The sequence below is a fragment of the Dyella sp. GSA-30 genome (genome assembly GCF_027924605.1).
GTDB lineage: Bacteria > Pseudomonadota > Gammaproteobacteria > Xanthomonadales > Rhodanobacteraceae > GSA-30.
The window spans coordinates 5,141,638-5,168,518 of record NZ_AP027042.1 but is presented as its reverse complement, the minus strand read 5'-3'; the positions used below and the strand labels follow the sequence as shown (position 1 = coordinate 5,168,518).

Here is a 26,881-nt window from a genome sequence, read left to right as displayed (position 1 = left end):
TAAGGGCCGCTATCCTTGCCGCCCCAGCCCTGTCTCCGCAGCCATGTCAGCCGTCATTTCCGCCGATCTCCTTCGCTTCGTCCTCGTCCGCACCTCGCACCCAGGCAATATCGGCAGTGCGGCCCGAGCCATGCGAACCATGGGCTTTTCGCGAATGGAGCTGGTCGCCCCCTCCCGGTTTCCCCATGCCGAGGCCTCGGCGCTCGCCGCTGGCGCGGACGACGTGCTTGGCAGCGCCGGGGTGCACGACGAACTGGTCGATGGTCTGGCGGGCTGCAGCCTGGCGCTGGGTCTATCGGCCCGCCGCCGCGGTGTGAACCTGCCGGAAATCTCCCCCCGCGAAGCTGCCAGCCAGGCCTTGGCCGCAGTTGCGCGCGGCGAGCAGGTGGCGCTGGTATTCGGCAACGAACGCACCGGCCTGGAGAACGAGGAGCTGGCCCGCTGCCACGCCATGGTACGTATCCCCAGCGTCGACGATTTCAGCTCGTTGAATCTGGCGCAGGCCGTCCAGGTCATGGCGTACGAAGTGCGCATGGCGCAATTGGGCGACGCACCGCAGGCACCGCCGCCGCGCGAGGACGCCGAGCCGCTGGCCGACGCGGCACAGATGGAACGCTTCTACGAGCACCTGCTGCAGACGCTGGACGATATCGACTTCCACAAAGGCCGTGCACCGACGACGATCATGCTGCGTTTGCGCAAGCTGTTTCAGCGCGCGCAGATGGATGAGCGCGAGCTGCGCATGTTGCATGGGATTTTTGCGGATGCGCAGCGCATGGCGAGGCTGGCGCGGGGCAAGAGCGAGGAGTGAGTGGAGAGGAGTGAGAGTTGTGTCTGCGGCTCTCGTTGGAGCAGAGCGGCGCATTCATTGTGGGCGATGATAGTGCGCTGGTTTTAGAAGCGCAGGCGAGCGAAGCGAGCAACGCTCTAACTCTCACTCCTCTCCACTCACTCCCCGCCCTACTGCTCGTCTTCGGCGGGGCCATTGCGCGACGGCGGCGTGACCAACAGCTTGTCGATACGCGCCCCATCCAGGTCGATCACCTCGAACCGGATGCCCTGCCAGGCGAACACCTCGCCGGTCTGCGGGATATGGCCCAGTGCCGCCATCACCATGCCGGCGGCGGTGCGGTATTCGTGTTCTTCCTCGCCCGGCAGATTATCCAGGCCCAATAGTTCGCGCAGGTCGTCGCTGGACAGCGAGCCGTCGATCAGCCAGCTGCCATCGCCTCGCTCGACGATGGGCGAGTTTTCTTCGTTCTTGTGGCCATGGCCGTGGCCGAGCTGGGTAGCGCCCACCACGGCAGCGAGCAGGTCGTTCAGCGTTACCAGGCCTTCGATATCGCCGTATTCGTCGACCACCAGCGCCATCGGCGTCTCGGCGTCGCGAAACTCTTCGAGCAGATCCAGCGCACGCGCCGTCGCCGGCACGAACAGCGGCTTGGCCATCTTGGCAAACATGTCCGGGTGGCCGCCGCGGTAATTGCGCAGCAGGTTTTTCACTTCGACCACGCCCACGACATCGCTTTCGTCGCCGCGATAGACCGGGTAGCGCGAATAAGGCGTATCGCGCAGTACTTCGTCGTTCTCGGCCGCCGGTGCGTTGATATCCAGCCAGGCGATGCGCATGCGCGGAGTCATGACGCTGTCGACGCTGCGGTCGCCCAGGCGCAGGACCCGGTTGACCATGTTGTGCTCGTCGCGGTCGAGTACGCCCTGCTCGGCGCTTTCGGCCACCAGCAGGCGAATTTCCTCTTCCGTGGCCGCCTCACGGCTGATGCGGTTGATGCCGAGCAGCCGCAGCAGCAGGTTGCTGGAGGCGTTAAGCAGCCAGACGAAGGGGGCGGTTATGCGCGAGAGCACCAGCATCGGCATGGCGACATAGCCGGAGGCGCGCTCGGGCGAGGCCAGCGCCAGGCGCTTGGGCACCAGTTCGCCGATCACGATCTGGATAAAGGAAATCAGCACGAAGCTGAGCACCACCCCGATGATGCGGGCGTAGGGCTCCAGCCAGGCGGCCCGGCCGCCGTGGAGCGCATCGGCGATATGCCCGCCCAGGGCGTCGCCGGCCACCGCACCGGTGACCAGCATGACCAGGGTGATGCCGACCTGCACCGTGGAAAGGAAGTATTCCGGTGCCTCGGCGTGGCGCAGGGCTATCCGCGCGCGGCGGCTGGTCTTGGCCATCTGCTTAAGACGGCTCTTGCGCGAGGCCACCAGCGCCATTTCGGAGAGGGCGAAAAAGCCGTTGCACAGCGCGAGGACGATGACTAGCGCGATTTCGGTCAGCATCGCGGCGGCTGTGGTTTCGGAGACATGGGGATAAGTGTAAAGGCAGCGGGCGCAGGCTCAAGGGCCGGAAGGGCGTCGGGATGCGGCCCCGGGGCGCGGTCCTGTAACATATTGGACATATTTACCCTCTCCCCGGACCGTGCAACATGTTTTCACTGCAAACCATTTTCGGCAAAGGCGACAAGTTCTATGGCCTGCTCGAACAGAGCGCCGAGGCGGCCCGGGAGAGCGCCAGGGCACTGCACGACCTGGTGTCGCGCAAGGACCATGCTCCGGTCATGACCGCCTTCGCGGCCAGCCGGGCCCGGGAAAAGGCACTGGCCGCGCAGATCAGCGAAGAGCTGGTCAATACCTTTGTCACCGCGCTGGATCGCGAGGATATCGAGGCGCTCAACTCGGCGCTGTACAAGATTCCCAAGACCATCGAGAAGTTTGCCGAGCGCTACGACATCGTCGGCGACCGCCTTGCCGACATCGACTTCGCGCCGCGCTCGCTGGTGCTGGAGCGTTCCGCCGCTGTGGTCGAGGAGATGATCGGCGAGCTGCGTCGCGGTTTACGCATCGATCCGGTCAAGAAGCTGCAGGACCGCTTGCAGACACTCGAAGCCGAGGGCGACCGCATGCTGCTGTCGCCGTATCGCACGCTGTACGTGGAAGGCAACGATGCGATGCGCGCGATGTTGGCCAAGGATCTGTTCGAGCTGCTGGAGAAAGCGATCGACAAGTGCCGCGATGTCGGCAACATCGTTTACTCGATCGTGTTGAAAAACTCCTGAAGGCGCCGACCGATGCTTTTCGCCGATTGTCGATGCCAGCTTGCTGGAGTTAGCGCATGAGCCTGGTTCTCATCGTGGTGCTGATCGCGCTCGCTTTCACGTATATCAACGGTTTTCACGATACCGCCAACTCCATCGCCACCGTGGTGGCGACCAAGGTGATGACGCCGGGGCAAGCGGTACTGATGGCGGCCATCACCAATCTGATCGGTGCGTTGTGGGGCACCGCGGTGGCGGTGACGATCGCCTCGGGTCTGATCGATACCGGCATCATCGACGTCGGTCCGCAGTTGCTGATCTGCGCGCTGCTCGGTGCGACGATCTGGAACCTGTTCACCTGGTGGCTGGGTCTGCCATCCAGTTCCAGCCACGCCCTGGTCGGTTCGCTGGTGGGCGCGGCCGTGGCCGCCTCGGCGAATAACTTCAACGCGGTGATCTGGTTTCAGGGTGGCGCGCACTGGTGGGCGGGCAAGGGCGTGATCCCCAAGGTGATCGTACCGATGGTGGTGTCGCCGTTCCTTGGCTTCGTCATGGGGTTTCTGTTGATGGGGGCGCTTTACGCCTTGCTGGGCTGGTTCTCCAGCCAGAAGGGGTTTCTGCATCGCTTCGGCCGCACGCCCTTCGTCAACGGCTTTTTTGGCAAGGCGCAGATCCTGTCGGCCAGTGCGATGGGTCTGGCGCACGGCATGAACGATGCGCAGAAGAGCATGGGCATCATCGCGCTCGCCCTGGCCGGGGCCACTGCGGCCGGGCAGTTCGATCATCTGCCGGTCTGGCTGGATTTCCTGCGCATCCAGGGCGACTCGCACGGTGGCTTTGTCGTGCCGATCTGGGTCAAGGTGGTTTGCGCGCTGACCATGGCGGCCGGTACCGCCGGTGGCGGCTGGCGCATCATCAAGACGCTTGGCCACAAGATGGTCAAGCTGCATCCGATCAACGGTTTTGCGGCCGAAGGCAGCTCGGCGGCGGTGATCCTGACCGCTTCGGTGCTGGGCATTCCGGTGTCGACTACGCATAACGTGTCCGCGTCGATCATGGGCGTGGGCGCCGCCAAGCGCTGGAACGCGATCCGCTGGTCGATCGTGGAGCGGATGGTATGGGCGTGGATCCTCACGCTGCCGGTGACGGCGTTGCTGGCTTACGGGCTGGTGCGGGCCTCTCAGCTCTTCACCCAGTAGCTAGTTTGTAGGAGCGACTTCAGTCGCGACCCGCGGTTACGTCACGGCAGGTCACGACTGAAGGGAACCTCGAATAACCTCAGTACTGATTGTCGTCATCCCGGCGCAGGCCGGGACCCAGTGGCATCAGTTTTCAGCTTTCGCGGTAGAGCCGAGTTTTGCAGACTCTCTGCGATAACCGATTGCAAAGCCACTGGGTTCCGGCCTACGCCGGAATGACGAGTAGGAAGGGCTTTTCGAGGCCGACTGAAGTCACTCCTGCAAAGACCTCAGAGGTCGTCGCCCCCGGTCGCGACCAACTGCTCCAACTGATCCCCCAAATCCCCCAATTCCTCGATCACCCGCTTCAACTCGGCGGCATTGAGCAGATCGTAGGGGCGGTTCTCGCACAGGTGCAGAAACGGCGAGCCGTCCAGGTCGGTGACGGCCAGAAAGCCGGTGCGCTGTTCCCAGTTGAAACGCAGGCAGCGGCGCGCATCGGCGCCGGCGAGCGGGCCGATCGGGGTGGATATGCGCAGAAAGCGGCGTCCCGATTCGTCCTCGAGCTCGGCCAGATAGATGCCCTGGTGGCGATCCTGCGGCAGGGTGAGGTCGAAGCTGATCAAATAGGGGTCGTTATGTTGCAACTGATGCTGGCTGCCGATGTGCGAGCGTACGGCTTCGAAGTGGCGCATGGTGTGACATCCTGAAACTTGCGGGAATCTGAGCTGACGCGAGCCCCGGCGGCTGCGACAACATGCGAACTGTGCCACGAGTTCGCTTTGGAATGGTTAGGGTTACGATGTGCGGCTATGAACGAAGCTCATGCCCGCGTCTTTGCCGCGATCGCCGCAATTCCCCCCGGGCGGGTGGCCAGCTATGGCGCCATCGCCCAACGGGCCGGCCTGCCAGGGCGTGCCCGGCTGGTCGGCAAGCTGCTGGGCGAGGTGCCCGACGGCATGGTGCTGCCCTGGTTCCGCGTGCTGCGCTCCAGTGGCCAGATCGCGTTCCCGCCGGGTAGTCGCGGTTTCCGCGAGCAGAGCCGCCTGCTGCGTGCGGAAGGTGTGGAGGTCAAGAATGGGCGCGTGCCCTTGTCGCGCTTTGGCCTGGATGCGGATGTCGACCGAGCCCTATGGGGGATGGTGGATTGATCTTGCGCTGTGCCGACGGCATGTCGGACAGGCCGCCCGAATCGATTTGTTAGCATGGACACGATGCACGCCTCACCTCTGGACATTCTTCAAAGCGTTTTCGGTTACGCGCATTTTCGCGATCAGCAACAGGCTATCGTCGATCAGGTAGCCGAAGGCGGCGACGCCCTGGTGCTGATGCCGACCGGCGGCGGCAAGTCGCTGTGCTATCAGATCCCTGCCATGTTGCGTCAAGGCACCGGCATCGTCGTGTCGCCCTTGATCGCCTTGATGCAGGATCAGGTCGACGCTTTGCGCGAAGCGGGTGTCGCGGCGGCCTACCTCAATTCCAGCCTGAGCGCGGAGGACCAGCGCGAGGTCGAGCGCCGTCTGCTGACGGGCGAACTGAACCTGCTGTATGTCGCGCCCGAGCGCCTGCTGACCCAGCGTTTCCTGAGCCAGCTTGAACGTACGGAAGTCGCATTGTTTGCGATCGACGAAGCGCATTGCGTATCGCAATGGGGACACGACTTTCGTCCGGAGTATCGCGAGCTGGCGGTGCTGCATCAGCGGTTTCCCGAGGTGCCGCGCATTGCGCTCACCGCCACTGCCGATCCACGCACGCGCGAAGAGATCGTCGAACGCCTTGCGCTGCAGAATGCGCGTCAATTTATTTCGAGCTTCGATCGACCCAATATCCGCTACAAGGTCGCGCTGCGCGATAACGCCAAGCGACAACTGCTGGATTTTCTCGAAGGTCATCGCGGGGAAGCCGGCATCGTCTACGCGCTCAGCCGGCGCAAAGTGGATGAAACCGCTGAGTGGTTAGCCTCCGAGGGCATCGCCGCGTTGCCCTATCACGCCGGTCTCGATGCGCCGACACGTGCGGCGCATCAGCAGCGCTTTTTGCGCGAAGACGGCGTGGTGATGGTGGCGACGGTGGCGTTCGGCATGGGCATTGACAAGCCCGACGTACGCTTCGTCGCGCATCTCGATCTGCCGCGCAGCATGGAAGGTTATTACCAGGAGACCGGACGTGGCGGGCGCGATGGCCTGCCGGCCGAAGCGTGGATGATCTACGGTCTGTCCGATGTCGTGACGATGAGTCAGATGATCGCGCAGTCCGAGTCGGCCGACGAACGCAAGCGCGTCGAGCGTCAGAAGCTCGAATCGCTGTTGGCCTATGCGGAAGCCACGCACTGCCGCCGCGAACTGTTGCTGGGCGCGTTCGGCGAAACCTATCAAGGCCCATGCGGCAATTGCGATAACTGCCGTGAACCGCCCAAGACCTGGGACGCCACGGTGCCTGCGCAAAAAGCCCTGTCGTGCGTTTATCGTAGCGGACAGCGTTATGGCTCCGGCCATGTCATCGACATTCTGCGCGGCGTGGACAATGCACGGATGTCCCAGCTGGGTCACGATCGCCTGAGCACGTTTGGGATTGGTGCCGACATGGATGCCAAGCAATGGGGTTCGGTGTTGCGTCAGCTGCTGGCCGCGGGCCTGCTGGAGGCCGACGCGGAAGGCTATGGCACCCTGCGTCTGACCAAGACCAGCCGAGACGTACTGGTCGGCAACCAGCGTGTGCTGCTGCGAGAGGATATGCGGCCCGAGCGCCGTTCGCGCCGTCGCGCCGACAGCAAGTTGGTGACCGGTGGCAGCCTTGGGATCGAAGCCTACGAGCAGCCGATGTGGGATGCGTTGCGTGCCCTGCGTGCACAGTTGGCCAAGCAGCACGGCGTGCCGGCTTATGTGATCTTCCACGACGCGACCTTGCTCGGCATGCTGCGTGCGCTGCCTTCGAACGAAGAGGAGCTGGCATCGGTCAGCGGCGTGGGCGAGGCGAAATTGAAACGCTACGGCAAGGATTTTCTCGCCGTGATCAACGCCGAGGCCGAATAGTTGCGGCGTACGGGCATCAATCTGAATTCGCGCTTCAGCCTGACGCTTGTATCTGAAGGTGTTCGGCCTTAAAACACTAAGTGATGTAACTCAAGCCGGCACAGGATGATGTCGCTGTCGGCTTTGCACTTAGCGCCCACCCCTTAAGGACCGACGCCATGCATGACGCCCCGCTGATTTTGACCCTGGTCGGTGGCATCGTGCTGGCGTTTATCTTTGCCGCGATCGCACATCGGCTGAAGCTGCCGGTCCTGGCCGGCTATTTGTTTGCCGGTGTAGTGGCCGGCCCCTTCACCCCGGGGTTTGTCGCCGATGGTGCCCTGGCGCACCAGTTGGCCGAGCTGGGCGTGGTGCTGCTGATGTTCGGAGTCGGCCTGCATTTTTCCCTGAAAGACCTGCTGGCCGTAAAAGGCATCGCCATCCCCGGTGCGCTCGGCCAGATGGCCGTGGCGACCGTGCTCGGCATGGCGCTTGGCTGGGCCCTGGACTGGCCGTTCGCGCAGGGCTTCGTGTTCGGTCTGGCGCTATCGGTGGCCAGTACCGTGGTGCTGCTGCGTGCACTGGAAGAGCGGCACCTCATGGACACCGAGCGCGGCCGGCTGGCGGTCGGTTGGTTGATCGTCGAAGACCTCGCCATGGTGCTTGCGCTGGTGCTGCTGCCGGCCATCGGCGCGGCATCGGGCGATGGGCAGGCATCCCCGTCGATACTCGCGCTGCTCGAAACCGTCGGCATCACCCTGGGCAAGGTCGCGCTGTTTATCGTGCTGATGCTGGTGGTCGGCAAGCGGCTGATTCCTTGGATGCTCGCGGCGGTATCGCGCACGGGCTCGCGGGAGCTGTTTCGTCTTGCCGTGCTGGCGATCGCGCTCGGCGTGGCGTTCGGTGCGGCAGGGCTGTTCGGCGTGTCGTTCGAGCTGGGCGCGTTCTTCGCCGGCATGATGATGGGCGAATCCAAGCTGGCGCACGACGCGGCCGAAGAGACATTGCCCTTGCGCGACGCGTTCGCCGTGTTGTTTTTCGTATCGATCGGCATGCTGTTCAATTACCACGTGTTGATCGAGCATCCGTTTGTAGTGCTGGCAGCATTGGGCATTATCGTCATCGGCAAGTCGGCCGCCGCGCTCGGTATCGTGCTGGCGTTCAAGCGGCCGTTGCGTACGGCGTTGACGATTGCCGTCAGTCTGGCGCAGATCGGCGAGTTCTCGTTTATCTTGATTGGCATGGGCGTGACGCAGAACATGGTCTCGCGCGAGGCGCAGGACGTGCTGCTGGCCGCGGCCATCCTTTCGATCCTGATCAATCCCTTCCTGTTCAAGTGGCTGGACCGCCGCATGGACGCGCGTGATGCAGCCATGGCTGATGCGATTCCCGAAAAGGCGGCCGTGGTATGGCACAAGACCACTCAGACCGGGCATGTGGTGATTGCCGGCTATGGGCGGTTGGGCCAGTTGCTCGGCGACAAGATCCGGGCCAGCGGCCAACCTCTATTGGTGTTGGAAGAGGGCGAAGACCGGCTCGAATTGCTCAATGCCAGTGGCATCGAAACGATTCCCGGCAACGCTTCGCACGACGATGTGCTGGATGCGGCCAATCTCGGCCACGCACGTGCGCTGCTGGTGACCTTGCCCGATGCGTTCGAAAGCGGTGAGGTGGTGCGTGCGGCGCGCACGTTGAATCCGGAGCTGCGCATCATCGCGCGTGCCGATTCGCAGGAATGTTTCGAGCATCTGGACGCGCAAGGTGCCAATGTGGTGCTGCTGATGGAACGCGAACTTGCGCGGGTCATGGTCAGCCAGCTCGAAGCGCCTTCGGGGCCTGAACCGCAGCCTGTCATGGCGTAATGGCGTTACCGAAGCGCCGACTATTCTCTGTAGGAGCAGTTTCAGCCGCGACCGAGGGGAGCCTCGAACAGCCTCAGTTTTTATAGTCATCCCGGCGCAGGCCGGGATCCATTCCTCAGTTGTCGCTTGTCAGGTAGCGTGTGGCAAGCATCTGCGCTGAGGAGTGGATCCCGGCCTGCGCCGGGATGACGAATAGGAAAGGTTTTCGAGGTTCCCTGAAGTCGTTCCTACAAGACAGGAATTCGTCGAGGAACCCTTCAACCAGCGAGCTGCCAGCGCATCACCGGTTCATCGGCGGGTCGCGAGTGAGTCAGCGCCAGCGCAGGCAGGTGGCGCCACGCGGCGATGTCCTGCGGAAGACGGGCCTGTGGCCAATCGTTGCGCAACGATGCAAGCGCAGCGTCCAGCGAATCGTGACGGCCGATTTCTTGTTCGTCGCACAGACTGCGCCAGCGGCGACCGTGTTGCACGATGCGGAACAATCCGGTTTTTGCGGGATAAATATATTGAGCCAGCACAGCGGGTACGTCTTTGGCTTTGGGGGCCGGCGTACTTTACGCATCGCGTGTGACTAATTTGTCAGCAGAGGGTGACGTTTTAATTTCGCGGTTCAGGCTGTTAAGAAAATATGGGCCTCGACCAAAATCGAGGCCCATAGTTCCATCCAGCCATTTATGCCGGTACAGCTTCGGTGCGGCGTAGCGGTGCGCCGTTGGCTTTGTAATAAGCCGCCTTGGAACGTGCAAGCGCAGGACGTCCACGAATCGCATCGGCCATCTTTTCGGCGATCATGATGGTCGGTGCATTCAGATTGCCGGTAATCACCTGCGGCATGATCGAAGCATCGACGATGCGCAGACCTTGCAGGCCATGTACGCGCCCCTGGCCGTCGACAACGCACATGTCGGTGTCGCCCATCTGGTTGGAGCACGACGGGTGATAGGCCGTTTCCGCGTGCGCACGCACAAAGGCGTCGAGTTCTGCATCGGTAGTCAGGTCGGCGCCGGGCGAGATTTCACGGCCGGTGTAGGGCTGCATGGCCTTCTGGCGGAAGATGTCGCGGGTGATGCGGATGGCCGAGCGGAATTCGCGCCAATCCTGTTCGTGCGACATGTAGTTGAACAGAATGCTCGGATGTTCGTTCGGATCGCGCGAGCGCACATGAATGCGGCCGCGGCTGGGCGAACGCATCGAGCCGACGTGCGCCTGGAAGCTGTGTACCTTGATCGGGTTGGAGCCGTTGTAGTTCACCGCGATCGGCAGGAAGTGATACTGCAGATTCGGCCACTCGAATTCTTCTTCCGAGCGAATAAAGCCCCCAGCTTCGAACTCGTTGCTGGCACCCAGGCCAGTGCCGAAGAACAACCACTCCGCACCGATCTTCGCCTGGTTATGCAGCTTGAGCGCAGGCGCGATCGACACCGGCTGTTTGCACTCGTACTGCAGATACATTTCCAGGTGGTCCTGCAGATTGGCGCCCACACCCGGCAGGTGGTGCACGACCGGGATGTCGAGGCTGCGCAGCAGGTCGGCGGGACCGACACCGGAGCGCTGCAGTATCTGCGGCGAGGCGATCGCGCCACCGCACAGCAAGACTTCACGGCGCGCACGCGCCTCCATCTTCTGCTCGCCGCGGTGCAGCCAAGCCACGCCGATGGCACGCTTGCCGGAGAACAGGATGCGATCGGTCACGGCGTGCGTAACGATGGTGAGATTCGAGCGCGAACGCGCCTGGTCCAGGTAACCACGTGCGGTGCTGGCGCGGCGGCCCTGCGGTGTCACCGTGCGATCCATCGGGCCGAAGCCTTCCTGTTGGTAGCCGTTCAAGTCGTCCGTGCGCGGATAACCCGCTTGCACACCGGCCTCGACCATCGCGTGATACAGCACGTTGTTGCCGGCCTTGGGCGTAGTCACGCTCACCGGGCCGCCGGCACCGTGGTAGTCGTTGGCGCCGATGTCACGGTTTTCGGCCTTCTTGAAGTAGGGCAGGCAGTCCGCGTAGGTCCAGTTTTCCAGGCCGGGACGCTTGGCCCAGTGGTCGTAGTCCATCGCATTGCCGCGGATGTAGCACATGCCGTTGATCAACGACGAACCACCCAGGCCCTTGCCGCGTCCGCATTCCATCCGACGATTGTTCATATGCGGCTCGGGATCGGTCAGATACGCCCAGTTATAGCGGCGGCCCTGCAGCGGATAGGCCAGCGCGGCAGGCATCTGCGTGCGAAAGTCGAGTCGATAATCCGGGCCGCCGGCTTCGAGCAGCAGCACGCTGACGCCGGCATCTTCGGTCAAACGGGTGGCCAGCACATTACCGGCCGAGCCTGCACCAATGATGATGTAGTCGTATTCCTTGAACGTGGACGAGGACATAAGGGAGAACTCCAGGGAAAAGGCGGGCGCGGCCGTGGGGATGCGGCCGGCCCTTGGCTTCAAGGTCGAGACTTAGAACACCGACGCGAATGCGCCGAGTTCGACCTGCACCGATTTGATACGCGTGTAGTGAGCGAGCGTGCTGATGCCGTTTTCGCGGCCGACGCCCGATTGCTTGTAGCCGCCGACAGGCATTTCCGCCGGCGATTCGCCCCAGGTATTGATCCAGCAGATGCCGGCCTGAAGCTGATGAATGACGCGATGTGCGCGCGACAGGTCGGGCGTGACCACGCCGGCGGCCAGGCCGAAGTAGGTGTCGTTGGCGCGCGCGATGACTTCCGCTTCGTCGTCGAAACCCAGGATGCTCATCACTGGCCCGAAGATCTCTTCGCGCACGATGGTCATGTCGTCGCGGCAATCGGTAAACACCGTCGGCTGCACGTAGGCACCCTTGGCGAACTCGCCAGCGGTTTCGCGTCGGCCGCCGATCAGCAGTCGCGCACCTTCGCTCTTGCCCGATTCGATCAATGACAGGACTTTTTCCATGTGCGGGAAGCTGGCCATCGGGCCGAAATTGGTTTCCGGCTGCACCGGGTCGCCCAGGCGGATGCGCTTGACGCGCTCGACCACGGCCGCTTCGAACGCCGGCTTGATCGTGTTGTGCACGAACACGCGGGTGCCATTGGTGCAGACCTGGCCGGAGCTGAAGAAATTCGCCATCACGGCAATGTCGGCCGCGCGTGCGACATCAGCATCGTCGAATACGATCAACGGCGACTTGCCACCCAGCTCCATCGTCACTTCCTTCAACGACGACATCGCCGCATTGGCCATCACCTTCTTGCCGGTAGCGACGCCGCCGGTGAAGGAAATCTTTTCGATGCGCGGATGATCGGTGAGCCACTGGCCGACGTTGCGGCCCTGGCCGTTGAGCACATTGAACACGCCGTTCGGGACGCCGGCCTGGGTGTAGATCTCGGCCAGCTTGATCGCAGTCAGCGGAGTGACTTCGCTGGGCTTGAACAACATGGCGTTGCCCGCGGCCAGTGCCGGCGCGGATTTCCACAAGGCGATCTGGATCGGGTAATTCCAGGCGCCGATACCGGCGACGACACCGAGCGGTTCGCGGCGGGTATAGAAGAAGCTCGACTCGCGCAGCGGCACCTGCTCGCCTTCGATGGCGGGAGCGAGGCCGGCGTAGTACTCCAGCACGTCGGCGCCGGTGACGATGTCGACGGTCGAGGTTTCCGAGAACGACTTGCCGGTGTCAAAGGTTTCCAGCAGCGCCAGTTCTTCGTTGCGCGCACGCAGGAGCTCGACTGCCCGGCGCAGGATGCGCGAGCGCTGCATCGCCGTCATGGCCGACCATTCGCGCTGGCCGGCTTCGGCGCTTTCGACCGCGCGCTCGACGTCGGCCTGCGATGCGATCTGCACTTCGGCAAGAATCTCGCCGTTGGCGGGGTTGATCGTCTTGAAGGTTTCGCCACTGGTCGCATCGACCAGCGCACCGTGAACATAGAGTTTTTGAAGGTCGAACTTAGCCATGATGGTGCTTCCATACGTACGGCCGTCGGTGCGTCCTTGAGACTTCAGGAGACATCCGGCGGCAAGTGGTGGTCGAGATAGTCGTAGGCCAGGCGGCGCGCTTGCGCATCGTCGAACTCGCCGCCGGCGAGGCTGCCGCGCAGCCACAAGCCATCGATCATCGCGGCGAGGCCGAGGGCGGCCGCGCGTGCCTGTTCCGCCGGCAGGACGCGGCGGAACTGATAGGTAAGGTTGGAGTACAGGCGCTTGTCGTTGGCGCGTTGCAGGCGGCGCAGCCCGGCGTGATGCATGCTGGCCGACCAGAAGGTCAGCCATACGCGCATGGCGGTGCTGCTGACCTGGGTCTCATGAAAATTGCCGTCGATGATCGCGTGCAACTGCGCACGAGGGTCGCTGCCGGCGTGAGTGCGGCATTCGGCTACCGCGTCGCGCAGCTGCCGCAGCACATGACGCATCGCCGCGTTGAGCAGGCCGTCCTTGTCGCCGAAGTAGTGACTGACGATGCCGGTCGACAGGCCCGCCTGCGACGCGATCTGCGCGATCGTCGCATCGGCAAGCCCGACCTGTTCGATCGTCTCGAAAGTAGCGCGAATCAATTGCTCGCGCCGGATCGGTTGCATGCCGAGCTTGGGCATCGTCACGGCCTCGCGTCATGGGGAGGAGCCAAGGCTGGGACCGCTTCGCCCTGGCTTGGGTCGGAACAGCATAGTTTATTTTGATTGAACGTTCAATTATAAAACGATAGACTTCGCCACCGTGTCCGGATTCCGCTCTGCGCCTGGGTTTCCCCGCCCTGGCCTGATCCCCGAAGCGACCGGATGCGCTCCTTTCCCCTGGAAGCTGTCGCCATGGACCAGCCCCATACCCCCGCCGTGCACTCTCGGGTGCGGCTCAACCCGCCGGTCTTTTTCTGCTCGGCGGCGGTGATTCTTTTGCTTGCCGGCCTGACCGTGCTTTACCCGCAAGCCAGCATGCAGTGGCTTGCCGCCGCCCAGGAATGGGTTTCCGGCGCGTTCGGCTGGTACTACATGGTGGTGATGGTTGCCGCCATGATCTTCGTGTTCTGGCTGGCCGCCTCGCGTTATGGCCACGTGCGGCTCGGCCGGGACGACGAACGCCCCAGCTTCAGCTATGCCGCGTGGACTTCGATGCTGTTTTCGTCGGGCATCGGCATCGCGCTGCTCTATTACGGCGCGTACGAGCCGCTCGATCATTTTCTTGCACCGCCCGAAGGCGCAGGCGGCACGACCGAAGCAGCACGCAAGGCGATGGAAATCACCTTCCTGCATTGGGGCCTGCATGGCTGGGCGCTATATGCATTGATGGCGATCGCGCTGGGCTACTTCGCTTTTCGTCGCGGCCTGCCGCTGGCACTCCGTTCGCCCTTGCACGCCTTGTTCGGCGAGCGGATCCACGGGCCGATCGGTCATCTCGTCGATGGTTTCGGCATTCTCGCGACATTGGTCTCGATGGTGACCAATCTGGGCATCGGCGCATTGATCCTGCAGTCCGGCCTGCACTTCCTGTTTCCCTCGATCCCGCAGACACCGACCACGCTGGTCATGCTGGTCGTGGTGATGATGATCGTGGCGACGATCGCGGCGGTTACCGGCGTGGAGAAGGGCATCGCCTTTCTGTCCAATCTCAATGTCCGACTGCTTTGCGCCTTGCTGCTGTTCGTCTTCGTCTTTGGGCCGACGCTGCACCTGCTCGATGGCCTGGTGCAGAACGTGGGCGACTACCTCACCTCGGTGGCGGGCAATAGCTTCGATCTCTACATTTACAGCCACGCGCGCGACTGGCTGGGGCGCTGGACCCTGTTCTACTGGGTCTGGTGGATCGCCTGGGCGCCGTTTGTAGGCATGTTTATCGCGCGTATTTCGCGAGGCCGCACCATTCGCGAGCTGGTCGTCGGCGTGCTGCTGATTCCGCTCGGTTTCACGCTCGCGTGGCTATCGATCTTCGGCAACACAGCGATCGAGCTGGTCTTCAATCATGGCGCGACCGTACTGGCCGAGGCGGCGAAGAACGATCCGCCCGATACGTTGTTCCAGTTGTTGACGTATCTGCCTGCGACGCGATTCGTCGCTGCGGTGACGGTGCTGATCGGTTTTGTGCTGTTCCTGACGCCGGTCGATTCGGGCACCTTGATGATCGCCTCGCTTTGCACCAAGGGCGGCGACGGCGAAGACGATGCGCCGATCTGGCTGCGCGTGTTCTGGGCGGCGGCGACCACCGTGGTGACGATCGGCCTGCTGTACAGCGCCGGCAATTTCGATGCGATGCAGACGGCGGTGGTGTTGTGCGGCCTGCCGTTCTCGTTCGTCGTGCTGCTGTATATGCGCGGCTTGCAAAAGGCACTGCACGAAGAACACAGCCGCGTACAGATCAACCCATGAGATGGGCCGTGGTCGGCGTCGCGCTTGGGCTCGCCCTTGCGCCGCAAGCGCATGCCCAGGAGGTCGCGCCCTCCGCATGGAGCGGCAACGTCGCTGTGGCATCGCAGTACGTATCGCGTGGCTTTCGGCAAAGCTGGGGTCAGCCGGCGTTGCAAGGCGGCATCGACTACGCGTCGCCCAGTGGCTGGTTCGCCGGTACCTGGGCGTCCACGGTGAGCCCGTACTTCGTGGAGGGCGGTCATGTGGAGTGGGATCTCTATGGCGGTTATGCCGCCAGCTATGGCGATCTCCATTACAAGGCGGGCTTGTATTACTACCGCTACCCGGGTGCCGAAGTCAGCGCGACACGAACCAGCATGAACTACGGTGAGGTGGTACTGGGCATCGACTGGCACGATTGGTCGCTGGATTACTCGCTCACGGTGACGCGCGATTTCTTTGGCTACAACAGCCAGACGCTGGGCTTGGGCCAGCGTTCGCATTCACGTGGCTCGGGCTATCTGAGCGCAGGTCGTCACTTCGATCTCGGTCACGGCTACGCGCTGGCGCTGCACTACGGCTGGCAACGGGTGAATCACTTCAGCTCGTACAGCTGGACCGATGCCAGCATCGGCGTATCGCGGGCATTCGCCGGTTTCGACGTGACGGCCAGCTACTCGCGCGGCTGGAACAGCGCCGGTGTGTTTCGCGACTACACCACCGGCGTGCCCGACGCGCAAGGCCGCATCCGTACGTCCTATCCGATCGCCGGCACCTGGATACTCACCGTCGGTCGCACGTTCTAAAAAGCCGAGGGAGCGCTTAAGGCCGCTCCCTCGGAAAACCCACACTTGGTTTAGAACGACATATCCACGGTCAGAAAACCCTGGCGGGGTGCGCCGACCAGCAAGCTCTGGAAGGTGCCGTTCGGGTCACTGGTGGTAAAACCATTGCTGTCGATCGTGGCGATATATTTCTTGTTGAGCAGGTTGCTCACCGTCAGCGACACCTTCAGGCGCTTGGCAAAGCTAAGGTTCTTGCGCTCCCACGACAGGCCCGTGTCCCACAACCAGTAACCGGCGATGCGTTGGTCGTTGACGTAGGTGTAGTAGCGGGCGCCGGTGTACTTGGTGCCGAGCGTGGCGTGGAACTCACCGAACTGGTATTGCAGCTCGCTGGCGAACATTTCCTTGGGCGAATCGACGACGGTCTTGCCCTTGGTGTCGATCAGCTGGCCGCCATCGAGATAGTTGTCCTTGTACTTGGCATCGTTGTAAGTGGCCGAGTTGAACCAGCTCAGGTTCTGCGTGGCCTGCCACAGAAAGGTGAGTTCGGCGCCGCGCGAATTGACCTTGCCGACATTGGCGATCTGGTTGGGGCAGCTGACCACGCCGGCGCAAGGCACGATCACCAGCAGGCGGTTCTTGAAATCGATGTTGTACAAGGCCAGCGAGGACTGGATCGTGTCGCCGATATATCGCGCGCCCAATTCGCTATTGGCCGAACGTTCCGGACGCAGGTGATTTTTCAATGCGTCGAAGGTTGCCTGATCGGACGACCATGCACCGTTGGCACCCGGTTCGTACGCGTTCTGATTCATCGAAAACGATGCGAATGTTTCCCAGCCGCCACCCAGCTTGTAGTTGGCGCCGATCTGCGGCAGGAAGTTGCTCTTCGCGGTCAGTGCGCCGCTGGCCCGGCCCGGCAGCAGCGCGATCGCATTGGTGCTCACGTTATGACCCTTGAAGCCGGCCTCGATGCGTAACGCGTCATCGAGACCCGTCCAGGTATCCTGCAGATACCACTGGCGCGTCAAGGTTTCGAAACGCTGGCGGAAGATCGTGTTGTAGTAGGTGTCGTAGATGATGTTCTGGTTGATCGGGCCACCATCGGCCGGAATCGGCTCGAAGCTGCGAGCGATCGTGTAATGACTGTTTTCGAACCAGAAGCCACCCTCGATATGATGCTGATCGAGATCGTAGCTGAGCGAGTTGACTGCGCCGCCGCGAGTCATCAGGTAGTGCGAGAGACGCAGTGCGATCGGCGCGTCGCCCGGTGCCGGTGTATAGGGCAGGTCGGAGGCTGGCGAATACCAGTGACCCTGGCCAAGGTCATGGTGGTAGTACGGCTGCACATTCAAGGTCAGGCGGTCGTTGAGAAAGAACTCGCCCTTGATCGAGCCGATCTCGTCGTTGCGGATGCCGTTGCCGTTGAAATAGGTATCGTCGGCTGATTTCACGCAGCCGCTGTATTTACCGTTGGCGATATTGACCGCTTGCTGCCAGTCGGGTGCGATGTAGTCGAAGTTGTAGCCGCAACGCTTGAGCGAATCGAGCGACAGGTCCAGATAGGCCTGTTCAACGCGACGCACCACATCGGCGATGCCGGTAATGCGGCCGCCATTCCACTCGTACTGAGCCTTGGCATTGAATTGCCGCTGGCGCTGCTCGTCGTCGCCTTTCCACTTTGGTGCGTCGACATACATGCCCGCGACATAGCCGCTGAAGCCATTGAGGTCACCGGTGTCCGCACGCAGATAACCGCGTCGAAAGCCGTACGAACCGCCCGTGGCATTCAAGCGCACGCCGGCCTGTTTGCTGGGGTCGTCGGTATGCACCTGCACCGTACCGCCAAGATTGCTGGTCGAGGCGGTGCTGAGCGCACCGGCACCTTGCGAGAGTTCGATTTCGCCAAGGTTCTCGCCGATCCATGCACGTGTCACGCTGAGGCCGTCGCCGGTGTGATAGTCGGTATTGCCGAGCGGGATGCCATCGAGCGTGTAGCCGAGCTGGGTATGGTTGAAGCCACGCAGGCTGATGCGCGAAGACCATTCGTCGGTGCCGAACGGATCGTCGGATACGAAATGCACGCCCGGCATTTTTGCAAGCATCTGGATCGGGCTGGTGCCCGGCGTCTGTTGGTCGATCTGGGCTTTGTCGAGCTGTTGTACCTGGCGCGTTGCGTTCTGGCCGACGACGGAAATCGTGTCCAGTGTTTTTGCGCTATCGGTAGTGGCCGCGGCGGTGGCGGGTGCGTCATCGGTAGCGTGGGCAAGCAGCGGAAAAGCCAGCAGCAGCGCCAGGCAGATAGGCGTACGGGACAACGTCATGGGGCAGACCCTGGAGTGGTGAGATGTCATGTGCGCGTCGGCTTGGCGGCGCGGCACGGGATGGCACCCATTTCAACGAGTGCGGGTTGCATGATGGTTTAGGGGGCGTTGCGGGCGTTGGGCGCGGAGGCGACAGGGGTGGCTAGTTGTCTAGATGGGTTTTGTTGGGGGTGAGGATGTTTTCTGAGTGAACGCCGGCTTCATTCATTCCCGAAACTTCTCTATTTCGTCATTCCGGCGTCGGCCGGAACCCAGTCGCGTCAGTGTTTGGTTCTTGCCTGTGTGCTTTCGCGATCTGGCCGCTTACGCAGCGGGCGTTTCACTCGCCTGCCGGCGAGCGAGTCACTTTCTCTTTGCTGGCCCAAAGAGAAAGTAACCCAAGAGAAATGGCCTGTGGATCAAGAGCTCTGAGCAGCATTGAGAGATAAAACCGTTCGGACCGCCTACCCGAATCGTCAGGGGACACTTCTGGCGCTTCTGAGGTGCGCTGGATTTGTGCGCGAGGCGTCGTGGCGGTGAGGACTTAAAGCGTTCCGCCTCCTCGGCGAAACCAGGAAGGGGGCTGACTGAGGGTGCCTCGGTATTGCGCGTTCCCTCTCCCCTGGCTTTGCCGGGGGAGAGGGTTGGGGTTAGGGGGCTCTTGGTGGAGTTAGAAACCGCGCACGCCTTCAACCCATACCTGCCGAATGATCGGCAAGTCGTTTATCACCTTCATGCGAACCACATCACCACGCAGGCCTTCTGCAAGCGCGCCGCGATCGGATAGTTCCAATGCGCGTGCAGGATTGGCGGTAACGGTGGCGATGGCACGCGGCATCGACCAGCCCGCCTCGCTGTGCAGCATGAACGCACCGTGCAAGAGGCTGGCAGGGACGTAGTCAGATGAGAGCATGTCCAGGCGATCCAGTCTGGCCAGATCCAGTGCGGCGACATTGCCCGAATGCGAGCCGCCGCGTACGACATTGGGTGCGCCCATGACCGTGCTCATGCCGCGCTGATGCGCTGCCGTGGCGGCTTCGGCAGTCGTAGGAAATTCGCAAATGGTGATGCCGATACCGTGGGCATGCTCCACGTGGGCCAGTTCGGTGTCGTCGTGGCTGGCCAGTATCACCTGCCTGTCGCTCAACAGATCGAGCACCGCACGCTCGTGCTTGTCGCTATAGGTCTGCTGTTGCTGCAGGCGCCGCTCCACCACATCGGCAAATTGCTCTTCGGTCCAGCTCGCGTGGTGCTTGCTGTAGTACTTGCGGTACTGCTGGATGTCGCGGTACTGGCGCTGGCCGGGGGTATGATCCATCAGCGACATCAGGCGCACGCTATCGTGATCGAGTAGAGGCTCCAGCGCTTCGAGCAGACGTGGGTACGCAAGTTCGCAACGCAGGTGTATCCAGTGGTCGGCGCGCAAGGCGCCGCTGCGCTGACCATCGAGGATGGCGTCATAGGTGCTGCGCAACGTTTCGATGCGCACGCTTTCTTCTTCGAGGTCGCCGACCGAAAGCGCATCGAATACGGTAGTGATGCCGGCGGCGACGACCTGCGCGTCGTGCGTGAGCACTGCGGGCAAAGACGGCCAGATAACGCCGGCACGTGGCATCAGGTGTTTTTCGAGGTTGTCGGTATGCAGTTCGATCAAGCCGGGGATCAGGTAGTCGCCTTCGCAGTCGATAGCACCGGCAGTCTGAGTCTGGCTGGTGTCGACATGCGCGATGCGGCCGTCGCGGATATGCAGCGTGCCGCGTATCACGCTGTCGTCGAGCACGATATGGGCGTTGGTAAGAATCAGGTCATTCATCATGATGATCGGCAAGAAATAGGTCAGGCCGCTTCGAGCGGGCGCATGGAAAACAGTCGGGTGGCAACGCGGTCGCGCATGTCCTCGTCGTGAAAGATGCCGAGGATGGCCGCGCCCTTCGCGCGAGCTTCCTCCAGCAATCTGGCGACGACATGGCGATTGGCGGCGTCGAGCGAGGCGGTGGGTTCGTCGAGCAAGAGGATCGGACGCGGCACGATCAGCCCCCGTGCGATGTTTACCCGCTGCTGCTCGCCGCCGGAGAAGGTTCCCGGTGGCAGCTGCCACAGCCGCTCGGGCACGTTGAGCCGATGCAGCAATGCGCCGGCTTGCTGTCGTGCCTGGGCGATATCGCAACCGCTTTCGATCAGTGGCTCGGCAACGATGTCCAGCGCCGGTACGCGCGGGATGACACGCAGGAACTGGCTCACATAGCCCAGCGATCGTCGGCGCACATCGATGATCTGCTGTGGTGAGGCGGTGGCCATGTCCAGCAGTTCGCCGTCATGGCGAATGAACAGCGCACCACTGGAGATGCGGTAGTTGGCATAGATCACCCGCAGCAGGGTGCTTTTGCCGGCACCGGAGGGTCCGGCCAGTACTACGCATTCGCCGGGGAAAAGCTGCAGGTCGAGGTCTTCGAGCACGTTGATATGTGTATCGTGCTGATGATGCAGCTCGAAGTGTTTGCCCAGGCTGCGCAGTTCGAGCAGTGGATACGAAGGGGTCATGTAGTCAGCACCGATGAAACGAGCAGTTGCGTATAGGGGTGTTGCGGGTCGTCGAGGATCTGGTCGGTCAGGCCGGTTTCCACCACGCGGCCACGCTGCATCACCATCGTGCGGGCGGCAAGCAGGCGCGCCACGGCCAGATCGTGCGTCACCATGACGGCGGCCAGTCCGAGCTCGCCGACCAGACGGCGCAACAGGTCGAGAATGCGTGCCTGCACCGACACATCCAGCCCGGCAGTCGGTTCATCCATGAATACCAGGCGCGGCTGCGTTACGAGCGTGCGGGCGATCTGCAAGCGCTGCTGCATGCCGCCGGAGAAGCTGCTCGGCGCATCGTCGATACGCGCAGGATCGATCTCTACGCGCTCCAGCCACTGCATGGCGGTGTCGCGCAATTGGCCATAGTGGCGCGAGCCCAGTGCCATCAAGCGCTCGGCGACATTCGCGCCGGCGCTGACATTGAGTCGCAGGCCATCGCGCGGATTCTGCGTGACGAAACCCCATTCCTCGCGCGACAGGCGCCGCCGATCGGCCTCGCTCAGATCATGCAGGTCGAGCCAACCGCCATCGCGCTGTCGATAGCGCATGCTGCCCATCGTGGGTGCGAGCTGGCCTGCGACGGTGTTGAGCAAGGTCGACTTACCCGATCCGGACTCGCCGACAATGCATAGCAGTTCGCCGGGGTGTACATCGAAATCGATCTGCTCGCAGCCGATGCGGTCGCCGTAGTGACGGCTCAGGTTGCGTACTTCAAGCAATGCGCTCATGCCGCCGCCTCCGTGCGGCGTTGGCCGCAATAGTCGGTATCGGAGCAGACGAACATGCGCGTGCCGCGGTCGTCGGTGACCACTTCATCGAGATAACTCTCGCCCGAGCCACACAGGGCGCAACGTTCTTTCCAGCGCTGCACTTCGAAAGGGTGGTCATCGAACGCCAGGCTTTCCACGCGGGTATATGGCGGGATGGCGTACAGGCGTTTTTCGCGTCCGGCGCCGAACAGCATCAACGCGGGCGCGCGGTCGAGTTTTGGATTGTCGAATTTGGGGATCGGCGAGGGCGAGGTCAGGAACCGTCCGTTGACCAGCACCGGGTAATCGTAACTGGTGGCGATATGGCCGTACTGGGCAATGTCTTCGTACAACTTCACGTGTATCAATCCGTAGTCGGCCAGGGCGTGCATCGTGCGGGTTTCGGATTCACGCGGCTCCAGCGTACGCAGCGGTTCGGGCTCGGGGACCTGGAACACCAGGATCTGATCTTCCCGCAGCGGTGTTTCAGGAATGCGATGGCGGGTCTGGATCACCGTGGCCTCGCCGGTGCGTTCGGTGGTGGCCACGCCGGCCACGCGGGAAAAAAACTTCCGGATATTGACCGCGTTGGTGGTGTCGTCCGCCCCCTGGTCGATCACCTTGAGCACGTCATCGGGGCCGAGCAGGGCGGCGGTGACCTGGATGCCGCCGGTGCCCCAGCCATAGGGCAATGGCATTTCACGGCTGCCGAACGGTACCTGGTAACCGGGAATGGCCACGGCCTTGAGCAGCGCGCGACGCAGCATGCGCTTGGTGTTTTCGTCGAGAAAGGCGAAGTTGTAATCGTGGCTCATGATGCGGCCTCCGCCGGTTCTCGCACGGTTTTCGGTTCGGGCACGTTGGTTGTCTGTCGGGTGTGTTGTTCGCTCAATGTGCGCAGCAGCGACAGTTCGGCCTGGAAATCGACGTAGTGCGGCAGCTTCAGGTGTTGCACGAAACCGGACGCCTCTACGTTGTCCGAATGCGACAGCACGAACTCCTGGTTCTGCGCCGGGGCTTGCTCGCTTTCGCCCAGTTCGTCGCAGCGCAGCGCGCGATCGACCAGGGCCATCGACATCGCCTTGCGTTCGCCTTCGCCCATGCTCAGCCCATAGCCGCGCGTGAATTGCGGCGGCAGGCCGTTGCCGCCCTGGAACTGATTGATCATCTGGCATTCGGTCAGCACGATGCTGCCGATCTCGATATCGAAGCCGAGTTCTTCCGGGCAGATGATCACATCGACTTCGCCCATCCGTATCTCGCCGGCAAACGGGTGGCTCTCGGCGTAGCCTCGTTGGGTGGAGTAGGCCATGCCAAGCAGGAAGCCTTCGTCACCACGTGCGAGGTTCTGCAGACGCGTGGCACGGTCGGCGGGGAACATCAGCGGCTCACGGGTGAGGTCGACCGGTTGCGGGTCGCCTTGCGCATCGACCGGCTCGATCAGGGCTTCGGCGTCGAGCAGGTCGAGCACGCGCGGCATGCGTTCGGCCAGCGGTTCGTCCGCGCGTTCTATCGAGACCTCGCCCGTGGCCTGAAAGTCGAGCAGCCGCTGCGTGTAGTCATACGTGGGCCCCAGTACCTGGCCACCCGGGACGTCCTTGAACGTACCCGAGACGCGGCGTTGCACGCGCATGGCGGCTGTATCCATCGGCAACGTGTAGCCGAAGCGTGGCAGCGTGGTGCGGTAGGCGCGCAGCAGGAAGATCGCCTCCAGCATGTCGCCCGCGGCCTGGCGGATCGCCAGAGCGGCAAGTTCTTCGTCGTACAGCGAGCCTTCCTGCATTACCCGCGCGACGCCCAGGCGCAACTGCTCGCGAATCTGCGCAATGCCCAGCTCGGCAAGCGCGGTGTCGCCACGTCGCGCCTCGGCAAGCAGATCGAGCGAACGCGCAATGGCGCGTTCGCCACCTTTGACGGCTACGTACATTCAACTCTCCAGACGATGAGTGGTGCGCGGCAAGGCGGCAACCCGGGTGGCATCGGCGAAATACATATCCAGGCCCAGCGGCGAGCGCGATGTCAGCGCGGCGCGTTGTTGCCAGAACGAAGCCGGCAGCCCTTCGATCGCCAGTCGCTGTTCGTGCTCGATGCCGGGGCCGCTGAAGCGATCACCCTGGCCGGCATGCATGGCGGGGACCTGCACGATCAAGCTGGTGGAGCGGTCCGGGTAATACGGGTCGCCCAGCGAGAAGCTGTCCAGCGCAGGCATCGCCTCCGGCACGGTGACCAGGGCGAAATCCGCCTGCGCGTGATCGGGCACGATCTTTACGCCAGTATGAAAGCGCAGGTAGTGCAGAGCCTGCGCGTCGGCTTGCTGCAGCCACAGCGTGACGTCGGCATCGCACAGGGTCAGCAGCACAGCCATGACGGCCGGTGTTATCGGTGGAGGAGACGGCGGCAGCGCCGGCAGCGTGCGCGGCTGGGCGGGACGGGCCATGGCCTGCAGCAGCTCGCGAAAAGTGGCCTGGGCCTCGAAAACCGGATGTTCAAAAGCAGCCAGCATCATTCGCCTCGCACGACGGTAAAGAATTCGACTTTGCTTGCGGCGGCCTTGCGGCTCTGGTCCTCGCGTCGCGCTTGCAGGGATTGCTGTAGCGGCGCCAGCACCTGGCTGCTGATCTGTTCGTGCCGAGCGGGATCTTGCAGCAGAGCGTCGGCCAGTGCGGCCAGTTCGGCATGCCGGCGGTCGCTGCCGCGTACCCAGGCATGGCCGATGCGGTCGCCAAGCTGGAGGCTGCAGCGGGTAACGCTGACTTCGCCCAGGTTGAACGGCGCGCCGGAGCCGCCGATGCGCCCGCGCAGCATGTACAGACCGGTTTGCGGCGGTCGCAGCCAGGTGGCGTCGGCGGGTTGTTCCAGGCCGCGCATGGCGTCGGCCAGCTCGGTCAGCGGGGCTTGCGCGAGCAAGGACATCCATTGCGCACGAGCCATGTGGGGGAGGGTGTACATGTCTGTTCCCGGGCTTGTAACAAATGTCTAGTTATCTAGACAGACCGAAACGCAGGCTCCGGCCTGAGCATTCAAGCAACGGAGCGTGCAGCTGCCATGACGATGACTAGACAGGCGGGTGAAGTGGTATGAGCGAGGTAGAACGGGGCCGCGGCGTAGCGCTGTGGAGCCAGATCGGCGACATCCTGGCCGAAGACATCCTCAAGGGGCGCCTGCCACAGGGCCAGCAATTGCCGTCGGCGCAGGAGCTGGCCACGCGATTCGATGTGAACCGCCACACCGTGCGGCGCGCCATTGCCGCGCTGGAACAGCGCAACCTGGTGCGTACCGAACAGGGGCGCGGCAGCTTCGTGCAGGAGCAGGCGCTGGACTATGCCATCAGCCGGCGCACGCGATTCACCCAGAACATGCGCAACCTCAATGTCGAGGCGGATATCGAAGTACTGGAGGACATCCGTGAAATACCGCCGTCACAAGTGGCCGAGGCCTTGGGCCTGGGGCGCAAGGAGTACGTCTACCGCATCGAGACGCTCAGCCATGCCGATGGCCATATCGTCGATTACAGCACGGCTTACTTTCCGGCGGCACGCTTTCCGGGTCTGCCAACTGTATACAGGCGTCTTCAATCGGTAACGCGCACGCTGGGAGAATTCGGTGTCGTCGATTACGTGCGCAAGCACACCCGCGTCTGTGCTCGCCTGCCCGATGCACACGCAGCCAAATTGATGAAGCAGCCGATCGGCCGCCCGGTGCTCCATGTGCAGTCGATCAATGCCGATACCCGTGGCATGCCGGTGCAATACGGCGTGACGCGCTTTTCCGGAGACTGGGTGCAACTGGTGCTGATGGCCGACGACTGATGCGCTACGCGATCTACTACTGTCCGCAAGCAGGGACCGCGTTGGCGAGCATGGGCCAGGCGTGGCTGAGCGCCCATGCCAGAGTTGCCAGCATCGCGCCGCAGCGCCTGGACGAACTTCTGCGCGATGCACGCCGTTATGGCTGGCACGCCACGATTCGCGCGCCTTTCAGCCTCATGGCCGGGCACACGTTCGACGATCTGCGGCGCGTGGTGGTGTCGATCGCCAACACCATGCACGCCTTCGACTTGCCGCTGCGCCTGGACTCGCTCGCCGGCTTTCTCGCCTTGCGGCCGGAGAGCGCCAGCGGGCGCATCGAGGCGCTGGCGGCCACCTGCCTGCATGCCCTGCATCCACTGTGCGCGCCGCTGGACGAGGAGGCGCGTCGTCGGCGTGCGCATGGCCTGGATCCGGTCGAGCGCGAACTGCTGCGTCGTTACGGTTACCCCTATGTGCTGGACCGTTATCGTTTCCACATGACGTTGGCCGCGCCCGCGTCTCCGCCGGAAGAGCGTGCCTTGCGCGTCGCCATCGCCGCCCATGGCATGGATGCTGCGATAGCGCATATCGATGCATTGGCGATTTGTTGCGAACCTTTTCCGGGCGCGGATTTCGAAGAACTGGAACAGATACCCCTGGCCATCAAGGAAGCGGCATGACAAACGGACGTCTCTACTACGTGATGGGCCCCTCTGGCGCCGGCAAGGACAGCGTGCTGGGCTGGGTACGCGAACATGGCGTGCCATTGGGCGTGGTGTGTGCACATCGTTACATCACTCGTCCGGCCCTGGCCGGCGGCGAGAATCACGTCGCCCTCAGCGAGCAGGAATTTGCCGCGCGCGAGCAACGCGGCCTGTTCGTACTGACGTGGATGGCACATGGCCTGCGCTATGGCATCGGTCGAGAAATCGAGCACTGGATGAACCGCGGAGCGGATGTGCTGGTGAATGGTTCACGCGGCGCGTTTGCCGACGCGCTGAAGCGCTTTCCGAATCTGCAGCCGGTGGTGATTACCGCCAATGTAGAGACCCTCGCCGCGCGTCTTGGCGCACGAGGCCGCGAGAGCCAGGCGGAGATCGACGCACGTGTGGCGCGTAGCGCGGCCTACGCGGTACCGCCGGGGGCGCTGGTGATCCAGAACGATGGCAGCCTGGCCCATGCGGGTTCCTTGCTGCTCGATACGATACGGATGCGTCACGCGAGCTGAAGGGCACCTCGAACAACCTCAGTTTTTCCCATCGTCATCCCGGCGTAGGCCGGGACC

Annotated in this window: 25 protein-coding genes; 11 read left to right on the top strand and 14 right to left on the bottom strand. The window is 62.9% G+C overall.

Going from position 1 to position 26,881, the window contains the following annotated elements:
* Positions 1 to 43 precede the first annotated feature (43 nt).
* Positions 44 to 811, top strand: coding sequence for an RNA methyltransferase (locus QMG46_RS22330; protein ID WP_281850103.1), 768 nt, complete (start codon positions 44 to 46; stop codon positions 809 to 811).
* 149 nt (positions 812 to 960) lie between these two features.
* Here the strand turns inward: QMG46_RS22330 and QMG46_RS22325 are convergent, their stop codons facing one another.
* Positions 961 to 2,292, bottom strand: coding sequence for a hemolysin family protein (locus QMG46_RS22325; protein ID WP_281850102.1), 1,332 nt, complete (start codon positions 2,290 to 2,292; stop codon positions 961 to 963).
* Between the two features lie 146 nt (positions 2,293 to 2,438).
* On the opposite strand from QMG46_RS22325, the gene QMG46_RS22320 reads away from it, so the two are divergent.
* Entirely contained in the window at positions 2,439 to 3,068 is a 630-nt protein-coding gene (locus tag QMG46_RS22320) for a DUF47 domain-containing protein (RefSeq protein WP_281850101.1), read from the top strand.
* 56 nt (positions 3,069 to 3,124) lie between these two features.
* Complete coding sequence (locus QMG46_RS22315) at positions 3,125 to 4,246, top strand: inorganic phosphate transporter (protein ID WP_281850100.1); 1,122 nt, start codon at positions 3,125 to 3,127, stop codon at positions 4,244 to 4,246.
* 269 nt (positions 4,247 to 4,515) lie between these two features.
* Here QMG46_RS22315 and QMG46_RS22310 read toward each other — a convergent pair whose 3' ends face one another.
* On the bottom strand, positions 4,516 to 4,920 hold the full coding sequence (locus QMG46_RS22310; RefSeq protein WP_281850099.1) for a hypothetical protein: 405 nt from the start codon (positions 4,918 to 4,920) through the stop codon (positions 4,516 to 4,518).
* Positions 4,921 to 5,037: 117 nt separating this feature from the next.
* Here QMG46_RS22310 and QMG46_RS22305 point away from each other — a divergent pair, with 117 nt between their 5' ends.
* From QMG46_RS22305 to ybaL, 3 genes are all read left to right on the top strand, one after another.
* Complete coding sequence (locus tag QMG46_RS22305) at positions 5,038 to 5,376, top strand: MGMT family protein (RefSeq protein ID WP_281850098.1); 339 nt, start codon at positions 5,038 to 5,040, stop codon at positions 5,374 to 5,376.
* A 63-nt stretch (positions 5,377 to 5,439) separates the two neighbouring features.
* A complete protein-coding gene (gene recQ / locus QMG46_RS22300; RefSeq protein WP_281852950.1) occupies positions 5,440 to 7,257 on the top strand; it encodes a DNA helicase RecQ in 1,818 nt (605 codons plus the stop codon).
* A 158-nt stretch (positions 7,258 to 7,415) separates the two neighbouring features.
* On the top strand, positions 7,416 to 9,098 hold the full coding sequence (ybaL, locus tag QMG46_RS22295; protein WP_281850097.1) for a cation:proton antiporter domain-containing protein: 1,683 nt from the start codon (positions 7,416 to 7,418) through the stop codon (positions 9,096 to 9,098).
* A 257-nt stretch (positions 9,099 to 9,355) separates the two neighbouring features.
* On the opposite strand, the gene QMG46_RS22290 is transcribed toward ybaL, so the two are convergent.
* From QMG46_RS22290 to betI, 4 genes are all read right to left on the bottom strand, one after another.
* A complete protein-coding gene (locus QMG46_RS22290) occupies positions 9,356 to 9,616 on the bottom strand; it encodes a hypothetical protein (protein ID WP_281850096.1) in 261 nt (86 codons plus the stop codon).
* Positions 9,617 to 9,770: 154 nt separating this feature from the next.
* Positions 9,771 to 11,468 (bottom strand): choline dehydrogenase, encoded by a 1,698-nt coding sequence (gene betA / locus QMG46_RS22285; protein WP_281850095.1) that lies wholly within the window; start codon positions 11,466 to 11,468, stop codon positions 9,771 to 9,773.
* Positions 11,469 to 11,540: 72 nt separating this feature from the next.
* On the bottom strand, positions 11,541 to 13,013 hold the full coding sequence (betB, locus tag QMG46_RS22280) for a betaine-aldehyde dehydrogenase (protein ID WP_281850094.1): 1,473 nt from the start codon (positions 13,011 to 13,013) through the stop codon (positions 11,541 to 11,543).
* A 44-nt stretch (positions 13,014 to 13,057) separates the two neighbouring features.
* On the bottom strand, positions 13,058 to 13,648 hold the full coding sequence (betI, locus tag QMG46_RS22275) for a transcriptional regulator BetI (protein WP_281850093.1): 591 nt from the start codon (positions 13,646 to 13,648) through the stop codon (positions 13,058 to 13,060).
* Between the two features lie 213 nt (positions 13,649 to 13,861).
* Between betI and QMG46_RS22270 the strand changes: the two genes are divergently transcribed.
* Positions 13,862 to 15,412 (top strand): BCCT family transporter, encoded by a 1,551-nt coding sequence (locus QMG46_RS22270; RefSeq protein WP_281850092.1) that lies wholly within the window; start codon positions 13,862 to 13,864, stop codon positions 15,410 to 15,412.
* Complete coding sequence (locus tag QMG46_RS22265) at positions 15,409 to 16,197, top strand: TorF family putative porin (protein WP_281850091.1); 789 nt, start codon at positions 15,409 to 15,411, stop codon at positions 16,195 to 16,197. The genes QMG46_RS22270 and QMG46_RS22265 overlap by 4 nt, the downstream gene beginning before the upstream one ends.
* 50 nt (positions 16,198 to 16,247) lie before the next feature.
* Here QMG46_RS22265 and QMG46_RS22260 read toward each other — a convergent pair whose 3' ends face one another.
* From QMG46_RS22260 to phnG, 8 genes are all read right to left on the bottom strand, one after another.
* On the bottom strand, positions 16,248 to 18,500 hold the full coding sequence (locus tag QMG46_RS22260; RefSeq protein WP_281850090.1) for a TonB-dependent receptor: 2,253 nt from the start codon (positions 18,498 to 18,500) through the stop codon (positions 16,248 to 16,250).
* Between the two features lie 649 nt (positions 18,501 to 19,149).
* A complete protein-coding gene (locus QMG46_RS22255; RefSeq protein ID WP_281850089.1) occupies positions 19,150 to 20,292 on the bottom strand; it encodes an alpha-D-ribose 1-methylphosphonate 5-triphosphate diphosphatase in 1,143 nt (380 codons plus the stop codon).
* Positions 20,293 to 20,315: 23 nt separating this feature from the next.
* Positions 20,316 to 21,020, bottom strand: a complete 705-nt coding sequence (gene phnL, locus QMG46_RS22250; RefSeq protein WP_281850088.1) for a phosphonate C-P lyase system protein PhnL — start codon at positions 21,018 to 21,020, stop codon at positions 20,316 to 20,318.
* Entirely contained in the window at positions 21,017 to 21,787 is a 771-nt protein-coding gene (gene phnK / locus QMG46_RS22245) for a phosphonate C-P lyase system protein PhnK (protein ID WP_281850087.1), read from the bottom strand. Before phnK ends, phnL begins: the two co-directional genes overlap by 4 nt.
* Positions 21,784 to 22,623: an alpha-D-ribose 1-methylphosphonate 5-phosphate C-P-lyase PhnJ gene (locus tag QMG46_RS22240; RefSeq protein WP_281850086.1), complete on the bottom strand. Its 840-nt coding sequence runs from the start codon at positions 22,621 to 22,623 to the stop codon at positions 21,784 to 21,786. The genes phnK and QMG46_RS22240 overlap by 4 nt, the downstream gene beginning before the upstream one ends.
* Positions 22,620 to 23,735 (bottom strand): carbon-phosphorus lyase complex subunit, encoded by a 1,116-nt coding sequence (locus QMG46_RS22235; RefSeq protein ID WP_281850085.1) that lies wholly within the window; start codon positions 23,733 to 23,735, stop codon positions 22,620 to 22,622. Before QMG46_RS22235 ends, QMG46_RS22240 begins: the two co-directional genes overlap by 4 nt.
* Entirely contained in the window at positions 23,736 to 24,311 is a 576-nt protein-coding gene (gene phnH / locus QMG46_RS22230) for a phosphonate C-P lyase system protein PhnH (protein WP_281850084.1), read from the bottom strand.
* Positions 24,311 to 24,757, bottom strand: a complete 447-nt coding sequence (gene phnG / locus QMG46_RS22225) for a phosphonate C-P lyase system protein PhnG (protein WP_281850083.1) — start codon at positions 24,755 to 24,757, stop codon at positions 24,311 to 24,313. The genes phnH and phnG overlap by 1 nt, the downstream gene beginning before the upstream one ends.
* A 128-nt stretch (positions 24,758 to 24,885) precedes the next feature.
* Here phnG and phnF point away from each other — a divergent pair, with 128 nt between their 5' ends.
* Genes phnF through phnN form a run of 3 tightly spaced genes read left to right on the top strand, consistent with a single transcriptional unit; the run spans position 24,886 to position 26,824 of the window.
* Positions 24,886 to 25,617, top strand: coding sequence for a phosphonate metabolism transcriptional regulator PhnF (gene phnF / locus QMG46_RS22220; protein ID WP_281850082.1), 732 nt, complete (start codon positions 24,886 to 24,888; stop codon positions 25,615 to 25,617).
* Positions 25,617 to 26,276, top strand: coding sequence for a DUF1045 domain-containing protein (locus QMG46_RS22215; RefSeq protein WP_281850081.1), 660 nt, complete (start codon positions 25,617 to 25,619; stop codon positions 26,274 to 26,276). Before phnF ends, QMG46_RS22215 begins: the two co-directional genes overlap by 1 nt.
* Complete coding sequence (gene phnN / locus QMG46_RS22210) at positions 26,273 to 26,824, top strand: phosphonate metabolism protein/1,5-bisphosphokinase (PRPP-forming) PhnN (RefSeq protein ID WP_281850080.1); 552 nt, start codon at positions 26,273 to 26,275, stop codon at positions 26,822 to 26,824. Before QMG46_RS22215 ends, phnN begins: the two co-directional genes overlap by 4 nt.
* Positions 26,825 to 26,881: the final 57 nt, after the last annotated feature.

What these genes read in the sequence shown, in the direction of transcription:
- QMG46_RS22325 (WP_281850102.1), bottom strand. Translation starts at nt 2,292, where the DNA reads ATGCTGACCGAAATCGCGCTAGTCATCGTCCTCGCGCTGTGCAACGGC.
- betA (WP_281850095.1), bottom strand. Translation starts at nt 11,468, where the DNA reads ATGTCCTCGTCCACGTTCAAGGAATACGACTACATCATCATTGGTGCA.
- betI (WP_281850093.1), bottom strand. Translation starts at nt 13,648, where the DNA reads ATGCCCAAGCTCGGCATGCAACCGATCCGGCGCGAGCAATTGATTCGC.
- ybaL (WP_281850097.1), top strand. Translation starts at nt 7,416, where the DNA reads ATGCATGACGCCCCGCTGATTTTGACCCTGGTCGGTGGCATCGTGCTG.
- QMG46_RS22255 (WP_281850089.1), bottom strand. Translation starts at nt 20,292, where the DNA reads ATGAATGACCTGATTCTTACCAACGCCCATATCGTGCTCGACGACAGC.
- recQ (WP_281852950.1), top strand. Translation starts at nt 5,440, where the DNA reads ATGCACGCCTCACCTCTGGACATTCTTCAAAGCGTTTTCGGTTACGCG.
- phnF (WP_281850082.1), top strand. Translation starts at nt 24,886, where the DNA reads ATGAGCGAGGTAGAACGGGGCCGCGGCGTAGCGCTGTGGAGCCAGATC.
- QMG46_RS22215 (WP_281850081.1), top strand. Translation starts at nt 25,617, where the DNA reads ATGCGCTACGCGATCTACTACTGTCCGCAAGCAGGGACCGCGTTGGCG.
- phnG (WP_281850083.1), bottom strand. Translation starts at nt 24,757, where the DNA reads ATGTACACCCTCCCCCACATGGCTCGTGCGCAATGGATGTCCTTGCTC.
- QMG46_RS22240 (WP_281850086.1), bottom strand. Translation starts at nt 22,623, where the DNA reads ATGAGCCACGATTACAACTTCGCCTTTCTCGACGAAAACACCAAGCGC.
- QMG46_RS22320 (WP_281850101.1), top strand. Translation starts at nt 2,439, where the DNA reads ATGTTTTCACTGCAAACCATTTTCGGCAAAGGCGACAAGTTCTATGGC.
- QMG46_RS22265 (WP_281850091.1), top strand. Translation starts at nt 15,409, where the DNA reads ATGAGATGGGCCGTGGTCGGCGTCGCGCTTGGGCTCGCCCTTGCGCCG.
- phnK (WP_281850087.1), bottom strand. Translation starts at nt 21,787, where the DNA reads ATGAGCGCATTGCTTGAAGTACGCAACCTGAGCCGTCACTACGGCGAC.
- QMG46_RS22270 (WP_281850092.1), top strand. Translation starts at nt 13,862, where the DNA reads ATGGACCAGCCCCATACCCCCGCCGTGCACTCTCGGGTGCGGCTCAAC.
- QMG46_RS22330 (WP_281850103.1), top strand. Translation starts at nt 44, where the DNA reads ATGTCAGCCGTCATTTCCGCCGATCTCCTTCGCTTCGTCCTCGTCCGC.
- betB (WP_281850094.1), bottom strand. Translation starts at nt 13,013, where the DNA reads ATGGCTAAGTTCGACCTTCAAAAACTCTATGTTCACGGTGCGCTGGTC.
- QMG46_RS22305 (WP_281850098.1), top strand. Translation starts at nt 5,038, where the DNA reads ATGAACGAAGCTCATGCCCGCGTCTTTGCCGCGATCGCCGCAATTCCC.
- phnN (WP_281850080.1), top strand. Translation starts at nt 26,273, where the DNA reads ATGACAAACGGACGTCTCTACTACGTGATGGGCCCCTCTGGCGCCGGC.
- QMG46_RS22315 (WP_281850100.1), top strand. Translation starts at nt 3,125, where the DNA reads ATGAGCCTGGTTCTCATCGTGGTGCTGATCGCGCTCGCTTTCACGTAT.
- phnH (WP_281850084.1), bottom strand. Translation starts at nt 24,311, where the DNA reads ATGCTGGCTGCTTTTGAACATCCGGTTTTCGAGGCCCAGGCCACTTTT.
- QMG46_RS22310 (WP_281850099.1), bottom strand. Translation starts at nt 4,920, where the DNA reads ATGCGCCACTTCGAAGCCGTACGCTCGCACATCGGCAGCCAGCATCAG.
- QMG46_RS22235 (WP_281850085.1), bottom strand. Translation starts at nt 23,735, where the DNA reads ATGTACGTAGCCGTCAAAGGTGGCGAACGCGCCATTGCGCGTTCGCTC.
- QMG46_RS22260 (WP_281850090.1), bottom strand. Translation starts at nt 18,500, where the DNA reads ATGACGTTGTCCCGTACGCCTATCTGCCTGGCGCTGCTGCTGGCTTTT.
- phnL (WP_281850088.1), bottom strand. Translation starts at nt 21,020, where the DNA reads ATGACCCCTTCGTATCCACTGCTCGAACTGCGCAGCCTGGGCAAACAC.